This window comes from Mucilaginibacter pocheonensis (assembly GCF_031456535.1).
Classification (GTDB): Bacteria; Bacteroidota; Bacteroidia; order Sphingobacteriales; family Sphingobacteriaceae; genus Mucilaginibacter; species Mucilaginibacter pocheonensis.
Window position 1 is genome coordinate 952,499 of record NZ_JAVDUU010000002.1, and the last position, 16,396, is coordinate 968,894.

General features: G+C 42.4%; 15 protein-coding genes. 10 read left to right on the plus strand and 5 right to left on the minus strand.

The features are described 5' to 3' along the window. Window positions 1-86: 86 nt before the first annotated feature. The 6 genes from J2W55_RS11055 to J2W55_RS11080 all read left to right on the plus strand — a co-directional run bounded on the left by J2W55_RS11055 (window position 87) and on the right by J2W55_RS11080 (window position 5,207). Entirely contained in the window at window positions 87-941 is an 855-nt protein-coding gene (locus tag J2W55_RS11055; RefSeq protein WP_310095588.1) for an SDR family NAD(P)-dependent oxidoreductase, read from the plus strand. A 43-nt stretch (window positions 942-984) separates the two neighbouring features. After that, entirely contained in the window at window positions 985-1,824 is an 840-nt protein-coding gene (locus tag J2W55_RS11060; RefSeq protein WP_310095590.1) for an oxidoreductase, read from the plus strand. A gap of 7 nt (window positions 1,825-1,831) precedes the next feature. After that, window positions 1,832-2,074, plus strand: coding sequence for an Atu4866 domain-containing protein (locus J2W55_RS11065; RefSeq protein WP_310095592.1), 243 nt, complete (start codon window positions 1,832-1,834; stop codon window positions 2,072-2,074). Window positions 2,075-2,170: 96 nt separating this feature from the next. Next, complete coding sequence (locus J2W55_RS11070; protein WP_310095594.1) at window positions 2,171-3,793, plus strand: NADP-dependent glyceraldehyde-3-phosphate dehydrogenase; 1,623 nt, start codon at window positions 2,171-2,173, stop codon at window positions 3,791-3,793. A 206-nt stretch (window positions 3,794-3,999) separates the two neighbouring features. Next, window positions 4,000-4,545: a peroxiredoxin gene (locus J2W55_RS11075; protein ID WP_310095596.1), complete on the plus strand. Its 546-nt coding sequence runs from the start codon at window positions 4,000-4,002 to the stop codon at window positions 4,543-4,545. 77 nt (window positions 4,546-4,622) lie between these two features. Then, on the plus strand, window positions 4,623-5,207 hold the full coding sequence (locus tag J2W55_RS11080) for a carboxymuconolactone decarboxylase family protein (protein WP_310095598.1): 585 nt from the start codon (window positions 4,623-4,625) through the stop codon (window positions 5,205-5,207). Window positions 5,208-5,469: 262 nt separating this feature from the next. Here J2W55_RS11080 and J2W55_RS11085 read toward each other — a convergent pair whose 3' ends face one another. From J2W55_RS11085 to J2W55_RS11100, 4 genes are read right to left on the minus strand one after another with little or no spacing between them, the layout of a single operon-like run. Further along, window positions 5,470-7,020 (minus strand): DHA2 family efflux MFS transporter permease subunit, encoded by a 1,551-nt coding sequence (locus tag J2W55_RS11085; RefSeq protein ID WP_310095599.1) that lies wholly within the window; start codon window positions 7,018-7,020, stop codon window positions 5,470-5,472. 5 nt (window positions 7,021-7,025) lie between these two features. Beyond that, window positions 7,026-8,078: an HlyD family secretion protein gene (locus J2W55_RS11090; protein ID WP_310095601.1), complete on the minus strand. Its 1,053-nt coding sequence runs from the start codon at window positions 8,076-8,078 to the stop codon at window positions 7,026-7,028. 22 nt (window positions 8,079-8,100) lie between these two features. Further along, window positions 8,101-9,471: a TolC family protein gene (locus J2W55_RS11095; protein ID WP_310095603.1), complete on the minus strand. Its 1,371-nt coding sequence runs from the start codon at window positions 9,469-9,471 to the stop codon at window positions 8,101-8,103. Continuing rightward, window positions 9,455-10,102 (minus strand): TetR/AcrR family transcriptional regulator, encoded by a 648-nt coding sequence (locus tag J2W55_RS11100; RefSeq protein ID WP_310095606.1) that lies wholly within the window; start codon window positions 10,100-10,102, stop codon window positions 9,455-9,457. Before J2W55_RS11100 ends, J2W55_RS11095 begins: the two co-directional genes overlap by 17 nt. 239 nt (window positions 10,103-10,341) lie before the next feature. On the opposite strand from J2W55_RS11100, the gene J2W55_RS11105 reads away from it, so the two are divergent. The 3 genes from J2W55_RS11105 (at window position 10,342) to J2W55_RS11115 (ending at window position 14,909) form a co-directional block, all read left to right on the plus strand. Then, entirely contained in the window at window positions 10,342-12,807 is a 2,466-nt protein-coding gene (locus J2W55_RS11105) for a PIG-L family deacetylase (RefSeq protein WP_310095609.1), read from the plus strand. A 92-nt stretch (window positions 12,808-12,899) separates the two neighbouring features. Continuing rightward, entirely contained in the window at window positions 12,900-13,088 is a 189-nt protein-coding gene (locus J2W55_RS11110) for a hypothetical protein (protein ID WP_310095610.1), read from the plus strand. A 108-nt stretch (window positions 13,089-13,196) separates the two neighbouring features. After that, a complete protein-coding gene (locus tag J2W55_RS11115; protein WP_310095612.1) occupies window positions 13,197-14,909 on the plus strand; it encodes a sodium:solute symporter family protein in 1,713 nt (570 codons plus the stop codon). Window positions 14,910-14,923: 14 nt separating this feature from the next. Here J2W55_RS11115 and J2W55_RS11120 read toward each other — a convergent pair whose 3' ends face one another. Beyond that, a complete protein-coding gene (locus J2W55_RS11120; RefSeq protein ID WP_310095614.1) occupies window positions 14,924-15,775 on the minus strand; it encodes a DUF2911 domain-containing protein in 852 nt (283 codons plus the stop codon). A 140-nt stretch (window positions 15,776-15,915) separates the two neighbouring features. Here J2W55_RS11120 and J2W55_RS11125 point away from each other — a divergent pair, with 140 nt between their 5' ends. Continuing rightward, on the plus strand, window positions 15,916-16,392 hold the full coding sequence (locus tag J2W55_RS11125) for a hypothetical protein (protein WP_310095616.1): 477 nt from the start codon (window positions 15,916-15,918) through the stop codon (window positions 16,390-16,392). The last annotated feature ends 4 nt before the right edge of the window (window positions 16,393-16,396 follow it).

Below are 16,396 nucleotides of genomic sequence, written 5' to 3' on the forward strand. Positions count from 1 at the left end.
GAATTTTGTAACCATTGGTTTGAATAGCGTAATGCTTTGCGCCCCCGCCCTCCTTAATTTTGTTCTATCAAAAAACAGAACAAAATATGAACAACAAAAAAGTATGGTTTATTACTGGCGCCTCAAAAGGATTTGGGCTCAGTTTAGTAAAACAATTACTGGATGCTGGTCAGCTTGTTGCTGCCACCTCCAGGAATCAGCAAGAGTTAATAGAAGCGGTTAATACACAAAGTGACGGTTTTTTGCCCTTGCAGGTCGATTTGGTTAATGAAAGCAGCGTGTCACTTGCCCTGCAGCACACCTATGAAACATTTGGGCGTATAGATGTGGTTATCAATAATGCCGGTTATGGTATTGGTGGAGCTATTGAAGAGCTTACCGATAAAGAAACCCGCCAGGCTTTTGATGTAAATGTATTTGCCACCCTTAATGTAATACGCTATGTAATGCCTTATTTACGCAAGCAGCGTTCAGGGCATATCATAAATATATCTTCAATTGCTGGTATCGCGCCCGGCACAGGCTGGGCTATTTATGGAGCGGCAAAGTATGCGGTAATAGGTTTATCAGAAGTACTTGCTGCCGATGTAAAGTCATTGGGTATTAAGGTTACAGTAGTAGCTCCCGGAGCGTTCAGGACAAATTTCCTTACACCAGATTCGTTGACGCTTACTACCAATCCGATAGCCGATTATGAAGATGTAAGGGCATCGCACAGCAAATACTTAAAGATGGACGGCGAACAGGCCGGCGACCCGGAGAAGGCTGCGGCATCTATTATCAAAATTGCGGGCGAAGCTAACCCACCCTTGTATTTACTATTAGGCGGCGATGCTTATAACAGGGCGCTCACCAAGCTGGATGCTTTACAAAGCGAGATTTATGAATGGCAGGATCTTACCTGCTCAACCGACTTTGAGTACGATCTGAAAAGCATTTAAGATCTCTCAAATCATTAAAAACATCTAACTAAGAAATTAAAAAATGGAAAATAAGAAAGTTTGGTTTGTAACCGGAGCCTCCAAAGGATTAGGGCTCGCCTTAGTAAAAAGATTATTGAACGAAGGCTATAGCGTGGCGGCTACTTCCAGAAGTATTAGCGACCTAAATAAGGCTGTTAACGATGATAGTGATAGGTTTTTGCCGTTGGCTGTTAATATAAAAGACGAAAGCAGCGTGCAGGAAGCCGTTGAAAAAGCCATCAGCACGTTCGGAAAAATTGATATAGTGGTCAACAATGCAGGCTACGGCCTTGTAGGCGGTTTGGAAGAACTGACTGACGACGAAGCACGTGATAATTTTGATGTTAATGTGTTTGGCTCTTTAAACGTGATCAGGAAGGCTTTGCCTTATTTGCGCGATCAAAAGTCAGGGCATATCATTAATATTTCATCAATAGGTGGTTTCGTTGGCGGATATCCCGGGTTTGGCATCTATTGTGCCACTAAATTTGCGGTTAACGGATTTTCAGAGGCGTTAGCCCAGGAGGTAAATCCTTTAGGTATTAAAGTAACTATTGTAGAACCGGGTTATTTCCGTACCAATTTTCTGTCAGAAGGGTCGCTTATTACGCCAAAGAACCAGATCAGTGATTACCAGAATGTACGCGACGCGCAGAACCTGCATCAAAATAACCTCGATCAGCAACAGCCCGGCGATCCGGAAAAAGCTGCCGCAGCTATGATAAAAATAGCCGGAGCCGATGATGCCCCGCTCAATTTATTTTTAGGCGCGGACGCTTATGACCTGGCCCATAAAAAAATAGCCGAGGTTAAAAACGAACTGGAAGCATGGAAAGAATTAACAACATCAACAGCATTTTAACTTAAACATGGAAAAAGATCAGCATATAGGCGTTTGGGTAACAAAAGATGGTTACATACGCCATGAATTTTTACCAAACGGCCGGTATGATGAGGCCCGTGGTAATAAAAAAAGCGCGTACACCGGATTTTATACTATCCGTGGTAAGCATGTAGAATATTTGGATGATACAGGCTTTATAGCCGACGGAGATTTTGAGGACGGTGTTTTTTATCATGCCGGCATGGTGTTGTATAAAGAGTCGGCATAAATTAACAATTCATTAATAAAAGTTTATTTCAGTAAAAAGCTTGCTTGCAAAAGCGGGCTTTTTTTATCTTTATAGAAATCAAACACCAAATAAAATATGAGTTTTCAAGACCAGATCAGTTCGATATTTGTGGAAGAAGGCCAAATACCGGCCGAATTTCAAATAACAGAAGTGCATCAGCGTGAATACCTGTGTGATGGAGAGATGAAGGCCTGGGACGGGCCGGTAAGTGAGGTATATTCACCTGTTTGTTTCCCCACGCCCGAGGGGTATAAACGTAAACTAATTGGTACATACCCCATTTGTACCGAAAAAGAAGCGAATGACGCACTCGACGCTGCCATAGCTGCTTATGATAACGGGCGCGGCGAGTGGCCCACCATGAGCATTGCCGATCGTATTAAGTGTATGGAACGCTTTATTTTTAAAATGAGCGAACAACGCACCCTGGTTGTAAAGCTGCTGATGTGGGAAATTGGGAAATCATATGGTGATTCGGCAAAGGAATTTGACCGCACCATTGAGTATATTAATGCTACTATTGACGCACTAAAAGATATTGACCGTCAATCGTCAAGGTTTGAAATGGCTGAAGGGCTGATAGCCCAGATACGCCGTTCGCCGCTGGGGGTTGTATTGTGCATGGGGCCATTTAATTATCCGCTTAACGAAACTTTTACCACCCTTATACCCGCCCTTATTATGGGCAATACCATTTTATTTAAACCACCTAAGCATGGTACACTTTTACATTATCCGCTGTTGAGGGCTTTTCAGGAATCTTTTCCTAAAGGAGTAGTTAACACGGTTTATGGCCGTGGCGCGGTGGTTACGCCGGGGCTGATGCAGACCGGCAAGGTTAATGTATTGGCGTTTATAGGATCGAGCAAGGTAGCTAACGACCTGAAAAAACGACATCCTAAAATAAACCGTTTACGGGCAGTACTAAGCCTTGATGCCAAGAATGCAGCCATTGTTACCAAAAATGCCGACCTGCAGCTGGCCGTCAGCGAGTGTATTTTGGGGGCATTGTCATTTAACGGGCAGCGCTGTACTGCCATAAAAATGATATTTGTACACAAAGATGTTGCTGATGAATTTTTGAAACTATTGAGCGAGGAAGTGTCCAAACTGAAATTTGGGCTACCCTGGGATAAAGATGTAAAACTTACCCCGCTGCCCGAGCCCAACAAGTCGGAATTATTAAAGGAAATGGTTGACGACGCCATTGTTCACGGTGCAAAAGTTATAAATGAAAACGGCGGAACGTCTGTCGCGTCATTTTTTTATCCCGCTATCGTTTATCCGGTAAACGAAAAAATGAAACTTTACCGCGAGGAGCAGTTTGGTCCGGTAATCCCTGTAATTCCATTTGAATCCATAGAGGAGCCGATTGAATACCAGATTGATTCGCCGCATGGCATGCAAGTGAGTATTTTTAGTAACGATGCACATGAAATATCATCGTTGATCGACCCCTTTGTTAACCTGGTAAGCAGGGTAAATATCAACAGTCAGTGCCAGCGCGGCCCCGATGTTTTTCCATTTACCGGCCGTAAGGACAGCGCTGAGGGTACGCTTTCTGTACATGATGCGTTAAGATCATTCTCCATACGTTCATTAGTAGCTACCAAGATGAACGAAACCAATAAGCAGATCATTAATAAAATCGTAAACGATAACGATTCCAATTTCCTGAGCACTAAGTTTATACTTTGATCGGATTTTAATATTGTTAAAAAGCGGCATTTAAAGTGCTGCTTTTTTGCGCGAATAGAATTTTATGCCGCTTTTATTTTATAAATAGATAAAATTAATAGTATCAAACTTTAGGTATCAATAAAATCTATATTGTATAGATTTTTAGAATAAAAGACAAAGGCAGAAATCCTTATATTTGCATAAATAATAAAGAAATAGTAATTATGTTAACGATAGGACAAAAATTCCCTCAATTTTCTAAAATTGCCGTAACAAATCTTGAAAAAGGCAAAGAGTTTGAAACATTAACTTCTGAATATCTTGTTAATGATGATAACGTTTGGACTGTAATGTTCTGGTGGCCAAAGGATTTTACTTTTGTTTGCCCAACTGAAATTGCCGAGTTCAACAAAAACTACGGTGAGTTCCGTGATCGTGAAACCCGTTTAATCGGAGCTTCTACAGATTCTGAATTTGTACACCTGGCCTGGAGAAACAATCATGATGACCTGCGCGATCTTAAATTCCCCATGCTTGCTGATACTTCAAAATCATTAGCAGAAGAGCTGGGTATATTGGAGCCAAACGAAAAGATCGCTTACCGTGCTACTTTCATCATTGATCCTACCGGTATCATCCGTTGGGTATCAGTTAACGATTTGAGCGTAGGCCGCAACGTTAAAGAAGTTTTACGTGTACTTGATGGCTTGCAAACAGATGAACTTTGCCCTTGCAACTGGGAAAAAGGTCAGGAAACCCTTACAGTTTAATACCCCTGTTAATACCATATATCCCCGTGCATAGCATTTGCGCGGGGATTTTTTATACTTTTTAATATCAATTTACCATGAACGAAAGCACCGAAGTGATCCAGGAAATACTGCAAGGTATTGGATTAGATAAAGATTACAGAACAGAAGCCCTTAGCCTGCTTGAAAAAGGCGAATCACGCTACCTGCGCGATTTAAAGCTGAATTTTACGAGTACACTTACATCGGCTCATTTAACTGCCAAAGAGTGTGCCTTGCTGGGCCTGAGTACTGCTGTTAACAATAATAATGTACCCCTTACTACCTTTTTTACTAAATATGCCGAAGAGCAGGGAGCCGATGCTGCAGAGATAGCCGAAGCAGTTGGCTGCGCGTCATTATTGGCATCAAATAATGTATTTTACAGGTTCAGGCATTTTACTCAAAAGGAAAAATACACCCAGATACCGGCCCGCATTCGTATGCAGCTGATGATGAAGCCTGTTACCGGTAAGGAGTTTTTTGAGTTAATGAGCCTGGCTATATCCGCTGTTAATGGCTGTGAAATGTGCGTTAATGCTCACGAAGATTCATTAATAAAGCTATCAACTACCGAGGAACGGATTTTTGATGCCGTAAGGATCGCATCTCTGATAACTTCTACGGGTAAGATTGTTTTTTGATAGGGATTCACAACTTTTCGTAAAAAAAAGACATGAAGTTCACAAATTTCATGTCTTTTTCACAAATTGTACTTTATTACCGAATTAATTTGCGTTTGTCAATTAAAAACCTCTAAATTTATACCTAAGATTAAACACGCCTCAGCTCTGCAATAATTTTATTAAAACAATTGTATTTATGGGACGGGTACTTAAATTTTAATTGTTAATTTTTTTTGGGGAAAGCCGTTCCAGGTAATAGTGGAACGGCTTTTATCGTTTATTAATGTGCATCTACCGGCATTTTTGCATTGCTCTTCTTAAAAGGCTGCAGATATAATAATGGTATTGAAAATAGCATCACCAAACCTGATATCCAGTAGGCATCGTCATAAGTTAATAGCAATACTTGTTTTGTAACGGCCCCTTCTATAGCTCCGTAAGCCATGCGAGTGGCATCAAACAAGGAATGGCCCTTAGCCATAAAGCCATGCATATAGGTATTAAAGCGATCAACAAAGGCCGGGTTTGTTGAGGTAATATTTGTTAACAGATTATTGCGGTGTACCCCCTGCCTTATGTGTATAAGCGTGGTAAGCGTTGCTATACCAAATGAACCGCCTAACTGGCGCATCATATTATTTAAACCGGTACCTTGCCCAACTTCGGGGCCTTTTAGGTCGGCAATAGCTAATGTAGTGAGCGGCACAAATAACAGCGCCATACCCACTCCGCGTATTACCAGCGGCACAAAGAAATTCCCCGTACCCATGGCCAAAGTTGAGTTGCTGAGCATGGTAGTAAATACAAAAAACAAGAACATACCAGCGGTAGCCATAAATTGAGCCGGGATACCCTTATTAAGCATTTTACCAATAAACGGCATCATAATAATAGTACATAACCCGCCAGGGAACAAGATCTCGCCGGTTTGTTGTGCCGTAAAGCCAAGCAGGTTCTGACAAAATACCGGGAAAACAAACACTGATCCGTATAGTCCGAAACCAAGTATAAAGGAGGTGAACATCCCAACGGCAAAGCTACGGTGCCTTAATATGGCAAAATTAACTATCGGGTAATCTATGCTCATTTCTCGCCATATAAACAGGATCAACCCTAATACGGCGGTAACGGTGAGTACAGTTATATAAGGTGTGGCAAACCAATCTTCCGATTCGCCTTTTTCCAATATGGTTTGTAAGCTACCCACGGCAACCGCCAGCAGGCCAATGCCCCACCAGTCAATTGGTTTACCCTTTTCATCTTTAGGGGTTTCGCGTACAAAGGTGTAGGCAAAAAACGCCGCGAGCGCCCCAACCGGGATATTTACATAAAATATCCATCTCCAGGAAGAGTGGTCGGTAATATACCCACCTATGGTAGGCCCTACAGTTGGCCCAACTACCGCACCTAAACCAAATAGTGCAGTTGCGGTACCAATTTGTTCACGTGGCCAGGTTTCAATCAATATAGCCTGCGAGGTTGATATCAGCCCGCCGCCGGCAACACCCTGTAATATCCTGAATAATACCAGCTCATTAAGATTGGCGGCATTACCACATAAAAATGAGGCTATAGTAAATACTATTATCGATGTTATAAAGTAATTTTTACGCCCAAAACGGCTTCCCAGCCAACCCGACATGGGAAGTACAATTACGTTTGCTACAGCGTAGCCGGTAACCACCCAGGCAATATCTTCCAGCGTGGCGCCAAGATTGCCCTGTATATCGGGCAGGGATACGTTCACTATTGTGGTATCAATAAGCTCCAGCAACGAAGCAATGATAACCGTAATGGTGATGATCCATTTTTTAAAGCCTGTTTCAGCCATGATATTTATCCTTTAATTACAGAAACTTTTACGCTCATTCCGGGGCGCAGTTTGTCAAGCACCTCTTTGCTGGCGTTTAATTTTATTTTAACAGGAACACGTTGTACAACTTTTACAAAGTTTCCGGTTGCGTTATCAGGTGGCAGTAATGAGAACTTAGCGCCCGTAGCAGGCGAAAAATTATAAACTGTTCCTTCAAGTTTCATGTCCGGGTATGCATCCACTTCAATGTCTACCTTTTGCCCGTTTTTCATGTCGGTAAGCTGCGTTTCCTTAAAATTCGCGGTTATATACAAGCTGTTATCATTCACAATAGAAAACAGTGTTTGCCCGGCCTGTACCAGCTGACCCAATTGGATGCTTTTTTTAGAAGCCAAACCAGATGAAGGGGCTGTAATGCGCGTATAACTTAGCTGTAGTTTTGCAAAATCAACATCTACCTGTCTTTGTGATACGCCGGTGTTGGTAACCTTTAACTGGCTGCGGGTTGTACCTACCTGTTCAAGCGCGGCTTTATATTGGTCTTGTGACGCCCTGAGGTTAGCTTGTGCCACATCAAGATCGGCCTTGGCCTGGTCAAATTGTTGCTGGGTAACCGAGCCGTCTTTTACCAGGTTGGCATAGCGCTCATAATCCTTTTTAACTTTATCCAAACGGGCTGCGTTTGACGTAACTTGTGCCCTCGCGCTTGATGAATTTGCAGCATTTGCGAAAATTTGTGACTGGTTTACGTTGATACCGGCGCTTGCACCAACCTGTGCGGCCTGCGCCTGCTCAAGTTTAACTTTATAATCGCGGTCGTCAATTTTAACCAAAACCTGACCCGCGTTTACATGTGTATTTTCTTCAAAGTAAATAGAGTCAACGTAACCGCCAACGCGGGTTACAACCGGGCTTATATCACCGTCTATCTGCGCGTCATCAGTGTCGATGTGCTTGCCAAAATATATATATTCTTTGATCCCGAAAATAATACCGCCTATAAGCAATATGCCTAATATGATTGGGATTACTTTGTTTGGTTTCTTTTTATCCTGTGTTTCTTGTTCCTTTGCCATTTTATTGATTGGTTTAGTATTATTATTTATTGATTTTTCCAGTTGATTTTAATAGGGTGTAGTAGGCAAGTCCTGCATCGGCTTTAGCCAGTTCCAGGTTTATTTGCGCCTGGTAAAGTAATGTTTCCGCATCGGCACGGTCTGTGGCTGATGCTATATTGCTTTTGTATTTCGATTCGAGTATTTTATTGTTCTCGCCGGCTTGCTCAATTGAGGTTTGTAAAAGCTTTATCTTATCCAAAGCCATAGTATAGTTCTGATAGTTTTGGTTTACCTCGTCTTTGATACGGTCAACGGTGATGTTTTTGTTAATTACAGTTTGTTCTCGCTGTATTTTGGCTTCAACAACCTTGTTCTTGTTGGTCCATAATGAACCAAAGTTCCATGACAGCGTTAAACCAACCGACAGCGGGGTGATGAACTGACCACTTTTAGGTATAGGGTTTGAGCTTACGTCAACATAGTACCCGGCGGCTGATGCGCCCAGTGTAGGCAATGTATTAGCTTTAATAGTTTTAATATTGGTTTCAGCTACTTTGGTACGCAGGTCAAATTGCTGCAACTCCGGCCTGCTGCTCATAGCGGTATCCAGGTAGTTGCTCAGCGGTGCAACCTGTCTGTCGGCCTCCGTAATTTGGGCGATGGATAGCTGTGTGCCTTCGGGCAAACCTAATAAAACATTAAGGTTGTAATTGATGATGCGGCGGTTGGTTTCCAGATCGATGCCGTTAAGCTCAATATTTGATCTCTGCAGTTGAAAGCGGAGCACATCATTTTTAGTTACCAGTCCCTGTTCAAAAAAGCGTTGAGCCTGTTTTATCTGGGCGTCAATGGTAGATAGGTTTTGGGCCACTACCTTTTTACTTTGCAATACTTTATAAAGACTATAATACGAACTTATGATATCATAAGTGATCTGGTCCTTATCATTGGTAACGTCCAAACGGGCTACCTGGGTTAGCAGGTCTGTTGACTGGCGGGCGTACTTGAGTTTATTGCCGCCAAAAATAGTTTGGTTTAAAGTAAGTATACCCAAGTAAGCGTCGGCCCTTGACGGTAAATTAAAGCTTTCGGCGCCTAAGGCCAGTTTATTGGCCGGAATTTCTGCGTGGTTGTAGCCATAGCTTATTTTACCGGTTGGCAGGGCTTCGTCTTTAGCCTGATTGTATTCAGAAACAGCCTGCTCAACCTTTGATTGCGAAAGCTTTAAAACCTTACTATTGTCAAGACCCAGTTTTATAGCTTCGTCCAGGGTGATTGTTCTGTCCTGCGCGTTTGCGACTCCCGCAAACAGCACCATGCCTGCTATCACAAACGTGATCATATACAGGTATAAAGGAGGCACTTCATTAAACAGCGTAAAGTGATTGGGGTTTTTATTTTGAGTTGTCATTTTCATTAAGTAAATAAGCTTTTAATAGGTTTTTTAAATATGTTTTGATGCGGGGTTTAAATTGTTCCTCGAGTATATTATCATCCAGTATGTCATATCCCAACATGGATGACGACATAAGTGGTGTATTCAGGATAAAGTTTTTGGTGCCGTAAAGCGTGGCCACTACCATCTGCATATCCGTGTCTTTTCTAAACTCGCCATTATCAATGCCTTCCTGTAATATTTTGAATACTTCTGATACGCTTTTCATCAGTATGCTGCGTATCTTTTCGGCAAGCTCTGTGCGGCGGTTCATGGTGAGTTCCTGGTACAGTAATTTCTGAAAGCAGTTATTATTTACCACACGGTCGCCGTAAATTTCTATGTACGATTCTATTTTCTCCCAGGAACTAATACGCTCATCGTTGCCCAAAATTTGTAATATGTTTTGGAACGAAGTGATCTTGCGTTCAATAACAGCAAGAAACAAACCTTCTTTTGAGCCGAAATAATAATTGAGCATAGCCATATTTACCCCTGCTTCGCCCGATATTACACGGGTTGAGGCGCCATCAAATCCGAGTTCCGAAAACACTTTTTCGGCAACATCAAGGATGTGATCTTTTTTATCTATTTTATCTTTGTCCATTTTTTTAACGGCACAAAATTAATCAAACGATTGATTAATTTAATAGATCAATACCCAAAAGTTAATCATTTGATTAATGATTACTGTTAAATGACAAAATTGTTTTTATTGTGACAATTTTTTTTGAGTTCTTTAAATAAATGTTTAAACAGTTATGTTTTTCATAATCGGCGCCTACGGGTATGTTATATTATTGATACAAAAAATATAAATCTACATCTTTCAATATATTTGTCGCCATGAAGCGGATCAACCTCATTACCATCTTTTTACATCTGTTCACGTTTGCGATGGCACAAACTTCGCCACCGACCGATCTGGGCAGTATACAACAGAACTTTAAAAAGCTGAATACACTGGGCAGCGTACTATATATTGCCGCACACCCCGACGATGAAAACACCCGTTTACTGGCCTACCTGGCGCAGGAAAAACATTATCGTACCGGTTACCTTTCCTGTACACGCGGCGATGGCGGGCAAAATTTAATAGGTAACGAGCAAAGCGAGCTTTTAGGGTTGATACGCACGCAGGAGCTGTTAGCCGCCAGGCGGGTTGACGGCGCTGAGCAATTTTTTACACGTGCCAATGACTTTGGTTTTTCAAAAGGCCCGGAAGAAACGCTAAAGATATGGGATAAGGAAAAAGTATTAGGAGATATGGTTTGGGTGATCCGCAAATTTAGACCGGATGTAATGATATGCCGCTTCCCTACAACCGGCGAAGGTGGCCACGGGCACCATACCTCATCGGCCATACTGGCGCAGGAGGCCTTTACGGCCGCGGCTGATCCGAGCCGTTATCCTGAACAATTAAAATATGTAAAACCCTGGCAGGCCAAACGCCTGTTATGGAACACCTACAGTTTTGGTAGTATCAATACTACCGCCGCCGATCAGTTTAAGATCGATGTAGGGGTTTATAACCCTATTTTAGGGAAGGGATATGGAGAAATTGCCGCCGAAAGCCGCAGCAATCATAAAACACAGGGCTTTGGTTCGTCAAAACAGCGGGGAGAGTTTTTTGAATATTTTAAGACCATTTTGGGCGATGCGCCGCAAAATGACCTGATGGATGGAGTTGTAACCTCCTGGAACAGGGTTAAAGACGGCGAATCGATTGGCTCGGCGATAGGTATTATCAGCAGGGATTTCAATGCCGGAGCGCCCGAGAAATCTGTGCCTGCATTGGTAGCGCTGCTTAGCCGTGTTGAGAAAATTTCAGATACTTACTGGCGCACGCAAAAAACAAAAGAGCTGAGCAACCTGATAGCTGCCTGCTCGGGCCTGTGGTTTGAGGCTTATACCGTAGAGCCAACCTATGCGCTTGGCGATAAGATACAGGTACGCTCACAGGTGGTTAACCGCTATAGCAACAGGGTAAAAATAAATGGCATTAGCTGCCAGGGCAACATTTCAAACCTTAACAGCAAGGTAATACCTGCCAACCAGTTGCAAACATTTGAACAAACATGCTCGGCTGATAAAATTACCCAGCCATACTGGCTGCAAACGCCACATGAAATAGGGGCCTACAATATCCCTGATGACACCCTTGCAGGCAATCCCGAGAACCCCGATCTGCCCCAGGTTGAATTTGAATTTATTATTGAAGGCAAACCGGTGCGTTTTGAGCGCAGGCTGGTTTATAAGTATGTTGATCCGGTTAGGGGCGAGGTTTATCAGCCGCTTGAGATAACACCGCCTGTTACTGCAAATATCGAAAACCAGGATTATATTTTTAATTCGCAGCAGGCACAGACGGTGTTGATAAAATTAAAAAGCTTTACCAGCAGCAGTGGAAGTATCAGCATAAAGCCAATTCCAGGCTGGAAGATAAGCCCTGAAAAAATTGATTTTACAGGAAAGGAAAAAAATGATGAGTGGACGGTCGCTTTTACCGTAGCGCCAACTGACAGTAAGCCCCGGACAAGCAATTTACAGTTTGTAATAACGGCTAACGGAGCTCCTTTTTCTATGGGCCTGCGGCGGATAAGGTATGATCATGTGCCTGCTATAACCCTGTTTCCACAGGCAGAGACCAGGCTGGTAAACCTCGACCTTAAAATTGCCGGTAAGAAGATAGGTTATATTGCCGGTGCCGGTGATCTGATGCCCGAGGCCCTGCACCAGGTTGGCTATGATGTTAAACAATTATCTGAAAATGAGATCATGAACACTGATCTGTCAGCATATGATGCCATTATAACCGGGGTGCGTGCCTATAATGTTAACGAGCGCCTGGCTTATGAACAAAGCCGTTTAATGGACTATGTTAAAAACGGCGGCAACCTGCTGGTACAGTATAATAACAATTCGGGCCTGGTAGTTAAACAAATTGGCCCTTACCCATTCAAGGTGGTTAACCAAAGGGTTACCGATGAGAACGCAGGCATTACCATATTGGATAAACAAGACGCCGTGCTTAATTATCCCAATAAAATTACACAGGATGATTTTAAAGGATGGATACAGGAACGCGGCCTTTATTTTGTAAGCGATATTGATCCGCAATATAAAGCCGTTTTGCAGATGAACGATCCTGGCGAACAGCCAAACAACGGGGCGCTGATAGTTGCCAACTATGGCAAAGGACGTTTTGTTTATACATCGCTGGCCTTCTTTAGGGAATTGCCAGCCGGTGTACCGGGCGCCTATAGGTTGTTTGTTAATTTGCTGAGCAAGCCAAAAGGATTGCAGCCATAACAGCAAGTGTATTACTTGCAGCAGGCGATAATTAGTTTTTTTTGTAAACATCAATTAATCACCTATTTTTGTTGCGTTATAAAAACAGTAGTATGAAACACGAAGAAGAAGAAAAAAGCCTTGATTTTGTATTTTACCTTGTAGGATTGGTTTCTGGCCTTTTTGTAGGGGCGATAATTGACGTAGGATTTATCTGGATACCAGTTGGTGGTGTTTTAGGCTTATTAACCGCCGCTTTCTTTGTGACCGTTTTGGTTAAAGGCCGTGGTGAAAAGGCGTGATCCTGATCTGCCATCATTTATAAGTAATTGGAACCAGTTTTACGGCATTGTAGTCGCATGGCTGGTTTTTTTAGTATTAGTATTTTGGCTCATTACAAAATTTTTTGAATGAGTTTAACCGATTGGATAGTTTTAGGCACAACGCTGTTCGTCATAGTACTTTATGGCGTATGGAAAAGCGGCAGCAATAAAAATATCGATCAGTTTTTAATGGGCAACCGATCGCTGTCCTGGTATCATGTAGGGCTTTCGGTTATGGCTACTCAGGCGAGCGCCATTACCTTTTTATCGGCCCCGGGACAGGCTTATTCCGACGGGATGCGGTTTGTGCAGTTTTACTTCGGTTTACCGCTGGCCATGATTGTGCTTTGCATCACCTTTGTCCCCATATTTCATCGCCTTAAAGTATATACCGCGTATGAGTTTCTTGAAGGGCGTTTTGACTTAAAAACACGCGCGCTTACCGCTTTCTTGTTCCTGGTGCAGCGCGGCCTTTCAACCGGGATAACTATTTACGCGCCTTCCATTATTTTATCTACCATTCTTAATATCAATACAACGTATACCACCTTATTTATTGGCGGTCTGGTTATATTTTACACAGTTTATGGTGGTAGTAAAGCAGTATCATATACCCAACTGCTGCAAATGAGCATCATTTTTTCGGGAATGTTTTTGGCGGGCATACTGGTAGTAGGCTTGTTGCCCGAGGGAGTAGGCTTTACCCATGCGCTAAAAATGGCCGGTAAACTGGGCCGCATGAATGTAATAGACTGGAAATTTGATCCCAACAACCGCTATACCATATGGAGTGGCCTTATTGGCGGGTTCTTTTTGCAGCTATCCTATTTCGGTACAGATCAAAGTCAGGTGGGCAGGTATTTGACAGGCAGTTCGGTAGGGCAAAGCCGCCTGGGCCTTATCATGAACGGGCTGATAAAAATACCCATGCAGTTTCTGATCCTGTTGATTGGGGTATTGGTTTTTGCCTTTTACCAGTTTACAAAACCGCCCTTGTTTTTTAATCAATATGAGGTTAACAAAATAAAGAAAAGCAGCTATGCCACGCAATACAACTACCTCGATCAGCAATATAGCCAGGCTTTTGAGCAAAAGAAGGTCAGGACTAATGAACTGATCAAAGCCATTGACAGTAAAGATGAAAATCAAATCGACCATGCACAAGATGCCTTAAAGGTAGCAGATATGCAATCGCGCATCATCAGGCAGGATGCAATTGCCCTCATGAAAAAAAATAGTTCAGGTGCCGACGGCAATGATACCAATTATGTATTCCTTACTTTTGTTACTCAATATTTGCCTAAAGGGCTTATTGGCTTGCTGGTTGCCATTATTTTTCTGGCCTCTATGGGTTCAACCGCCAGTGCTTTAAACTCCCTGGCGTCAACCAGTGTGGTTGATATTTACAAAAGGATCATCAATCCGAATGCTTCTGAAAAGAATTACCTTAACGCGTCGCGGCTGGCTACCATATTTTGGGGGCTGGTTTGTATTGGCATGGCCCTTTATGCAAGCCGTATTGGCAATTTGCTGGAGGCTGTGAACCAGTTAGGCTCATACTTGTATGGAACCATTTTGGGGGTATTTGTTGTAGCCTTTTATTTAAAAAAAATAAAAGGCAATGCTGTATTTATAGCTGCAATAATAACCGAAGCTGTTATATGTGTTTTTGGATATTTTGACGTGATAGCTTACTTATGGCTTAATGCAATTGGATGCATTTTATTGATCATACTGGCTTATATATTCCATAAACTGTTGCCACAAAAAAGCCCGGCTCAATCTGAACCGGGCCGGTAACGATTTTTTAAAGCTTAATATGATTTGGCATGATTGAGCGCTTCCAGGTTCAACCGCAGGTATTCGTCGTCGTTGCTTGCCTTTGAAAGTTCTATGCCTTCTTCAGCAGCGGCAATGGCACCTGGTTTGTCGCCCTTTTTCAATAAGAGGCGCGATTTCCATAGCTTAAACCACGGGCCTTTCGGATCTTCTTTTTCGGCCTCGGCTACCCAGCCCAAAGCTTTATCAACATCCTTATTGTTTTCATAATACCATTGTATAGCATTAAAATAGTATGGCTTACGGTCGCCTTTCATCAAATTGTCAATGTTGGCCATAATCTTGGCGTCATCGTCAGTTTCCATATGTATCGCGGCGGCAGTATGGTCCCAAACCAGGTACAGATCGGTAGCTTTAGTGGTTGTGTTAGCAAAGGCCATAGTAAAAGTTTCGCGTTTTTCACTCACGCGGATGGGTTTTACCGTAAAGCGTAAAAGGTCATCGGCTTGTTTATAGCTGTAAGCACCCCATTGCTTGGCTGTTTTGTTTAGGATAATGGTCCACTCGCCCCTTTGTGGAATGCTAAACAGCGAGTAGGTGCCTGCAGGTACACTATGACCATCAATCATTATTTTCTCGGTAAATGTAATGGTAGTGGCCGCGTTGGCGCCGGTTCTCCAAACTTCGCCGTAAGGTATAATGCCGCCAAATATTTTACGGTCTTTAACGTTAGGCCTGGAGTAAGTAACGGTAACCTTGCCCAATCCAAAATCCTGAATGATAGTTTGTGTTGAACTGGCTTCGGGTATGCGCGGAATTTGGGCGTAGCTTTTATAGCTTACACATGCCAATAGCATGGTAACTAAAAATAAGTAAGTTTTTCTCATGTTATGTTTTCGATACTAAGATACCAAATGTTTTTAATCGGGAAATATTGTATTGGAGTAATAAAATTTACTAAAGTTTAATTTGGGGAGTAGTAATTGATTATTTACCATATGCTAAATTTGGTAAATTGAGCATACCTATGAATATCCTACCTAATACACTAAAATTTACATTGGTTATTTGCTGCCTTATGTACAGTACAAACTTAGTTCTGGCCCAGGCAAAAAACGCTATAGGGCTTGGTTTGGGCCTCAACCATTCAAAAGAAAGCAACAACAGCGGAGGAGTGATGCAAGGCGAAATAAAATTGGCCAGATCCATAAGCCTTACACCGTCTATAGGCGTGGAAGAACCGTATATAATTTACGCGGGTATCGCGGGCAGGTATTATTTCACCCCTTTCTTATACGGCTCACTTGGTGGTTTTACTTATCACAATGTAGATTATGGTGGCTCCGGTGGAACAGGAGGTATAGGATTCGTACTGTTATCGGGCCACCGGCAAATTTTTGATATTAATATCCATGCAGATTATCTGAATAATTATAATGAATACTCCCCCATTTTTGGCATAAGGTTAATTTATAGCTTTTCATTCAATAAGCTGTATAGATAAATCA

Coding starts and splice junctions, on each gene's coding strand:
- J2W55_RS11120 (WP_310095614.1), bottom strand. CDS start 15,775: ATGAGAAAAACTTACTTATTTTTAGTTACCATGCTATTGGCATGTGTA.
- J2W55_RS11075 (WP_310095596.1), top strand. CDS start 4,000: ATGTTAACGATAGGACAAAAATTCCCTCAATTTTCTAAAATTGCCGTA.
- J2W55_RS11090 (WP_310095601.1), bottom strand. CDS start 8,078: ATGGCAAAGGAACAAGAAACACAGGATAAAAAGAAACCAAACAAAGTA.
- J2W55_RS11105 (WP_310095609.1), top strand. CDS start 10,342: ATGAAGCGGATCAACCTCATTACCATCTTTTTACATCTGTTCACGTTT.
- J2W55_RS11055 (WP_310095588.1), top strand. CDS start 87: ATGAACAACAAAAAAGTATGGTTTATTACTGGCGCCTCAAAAGGATTT.
- J2W55_RS11065 (WP_310095592.1), top strand. CDS start 1,832: ATGGAAAAAGATCAGCATATAGGCGTTTGGGTAACAAAAGATGGTTAC.
- J2W55_RS11060 (WP_310095590.1), top strand. CDS start 985: ATGGAAAATAAGAAAGTTTGGTTTGTAACCGGAGCCTCCAAAGGATTA.
- J2W55_RS11080 (WP_310095598.1), top strand. CDS start 4,623: ATGAACGAAAGCACCGAAGTGATCCAGGAAATACTGCAAGGTATTGGA.
- J2W55_RS11085 (WP_310095599.1), bottom strand. CDS start 7,020: ATGGCTGAAACAGGCTTTAAAAAATGGATCATCACCATTACGGTTATC.
- J2W55_RS11070 (WP_310095594.1), top strand. CDS start 2,171: ATGAGTTTTCAAGACCAGATCAGTTCGATATTTGTGGAAGAAGGCCAA.
- J2W55_RS11125 (WP_310095616.1), top strand. CDS start 15,916: ATGAATATCCTACCTAATACACTAAAATTTACATTGGTTATTTGCTGC.
- J2W55_RS11115 (WP_310095612.1), top strand. CDS start 13,197: ATGAGTTTAACCGATTGGATAGTTTTAGGCACAACGCTGTTCGTCATA.
- J2W55_RS11095 (WP_310095603.1), bottom strand. CDS start 9,471: ATGACAACTCAAAATAAAAACCCCAATCACTTTACGCTGTTTAATGAA.
- J2W55_RS11110 (WP_310095610.1), top strand. CDS start 12,900: ATGAAACACGAAGAAGAAGAAAAAAGCCTTGATTTTGTATTTTACCTT.
- J2W55_RS11100 (WP_310095606.1), bottom strand. CDS start 10,102: ATGGACAAAGATAAAATAGATAAAAAAGATCACATCCTTGATGTTGCC.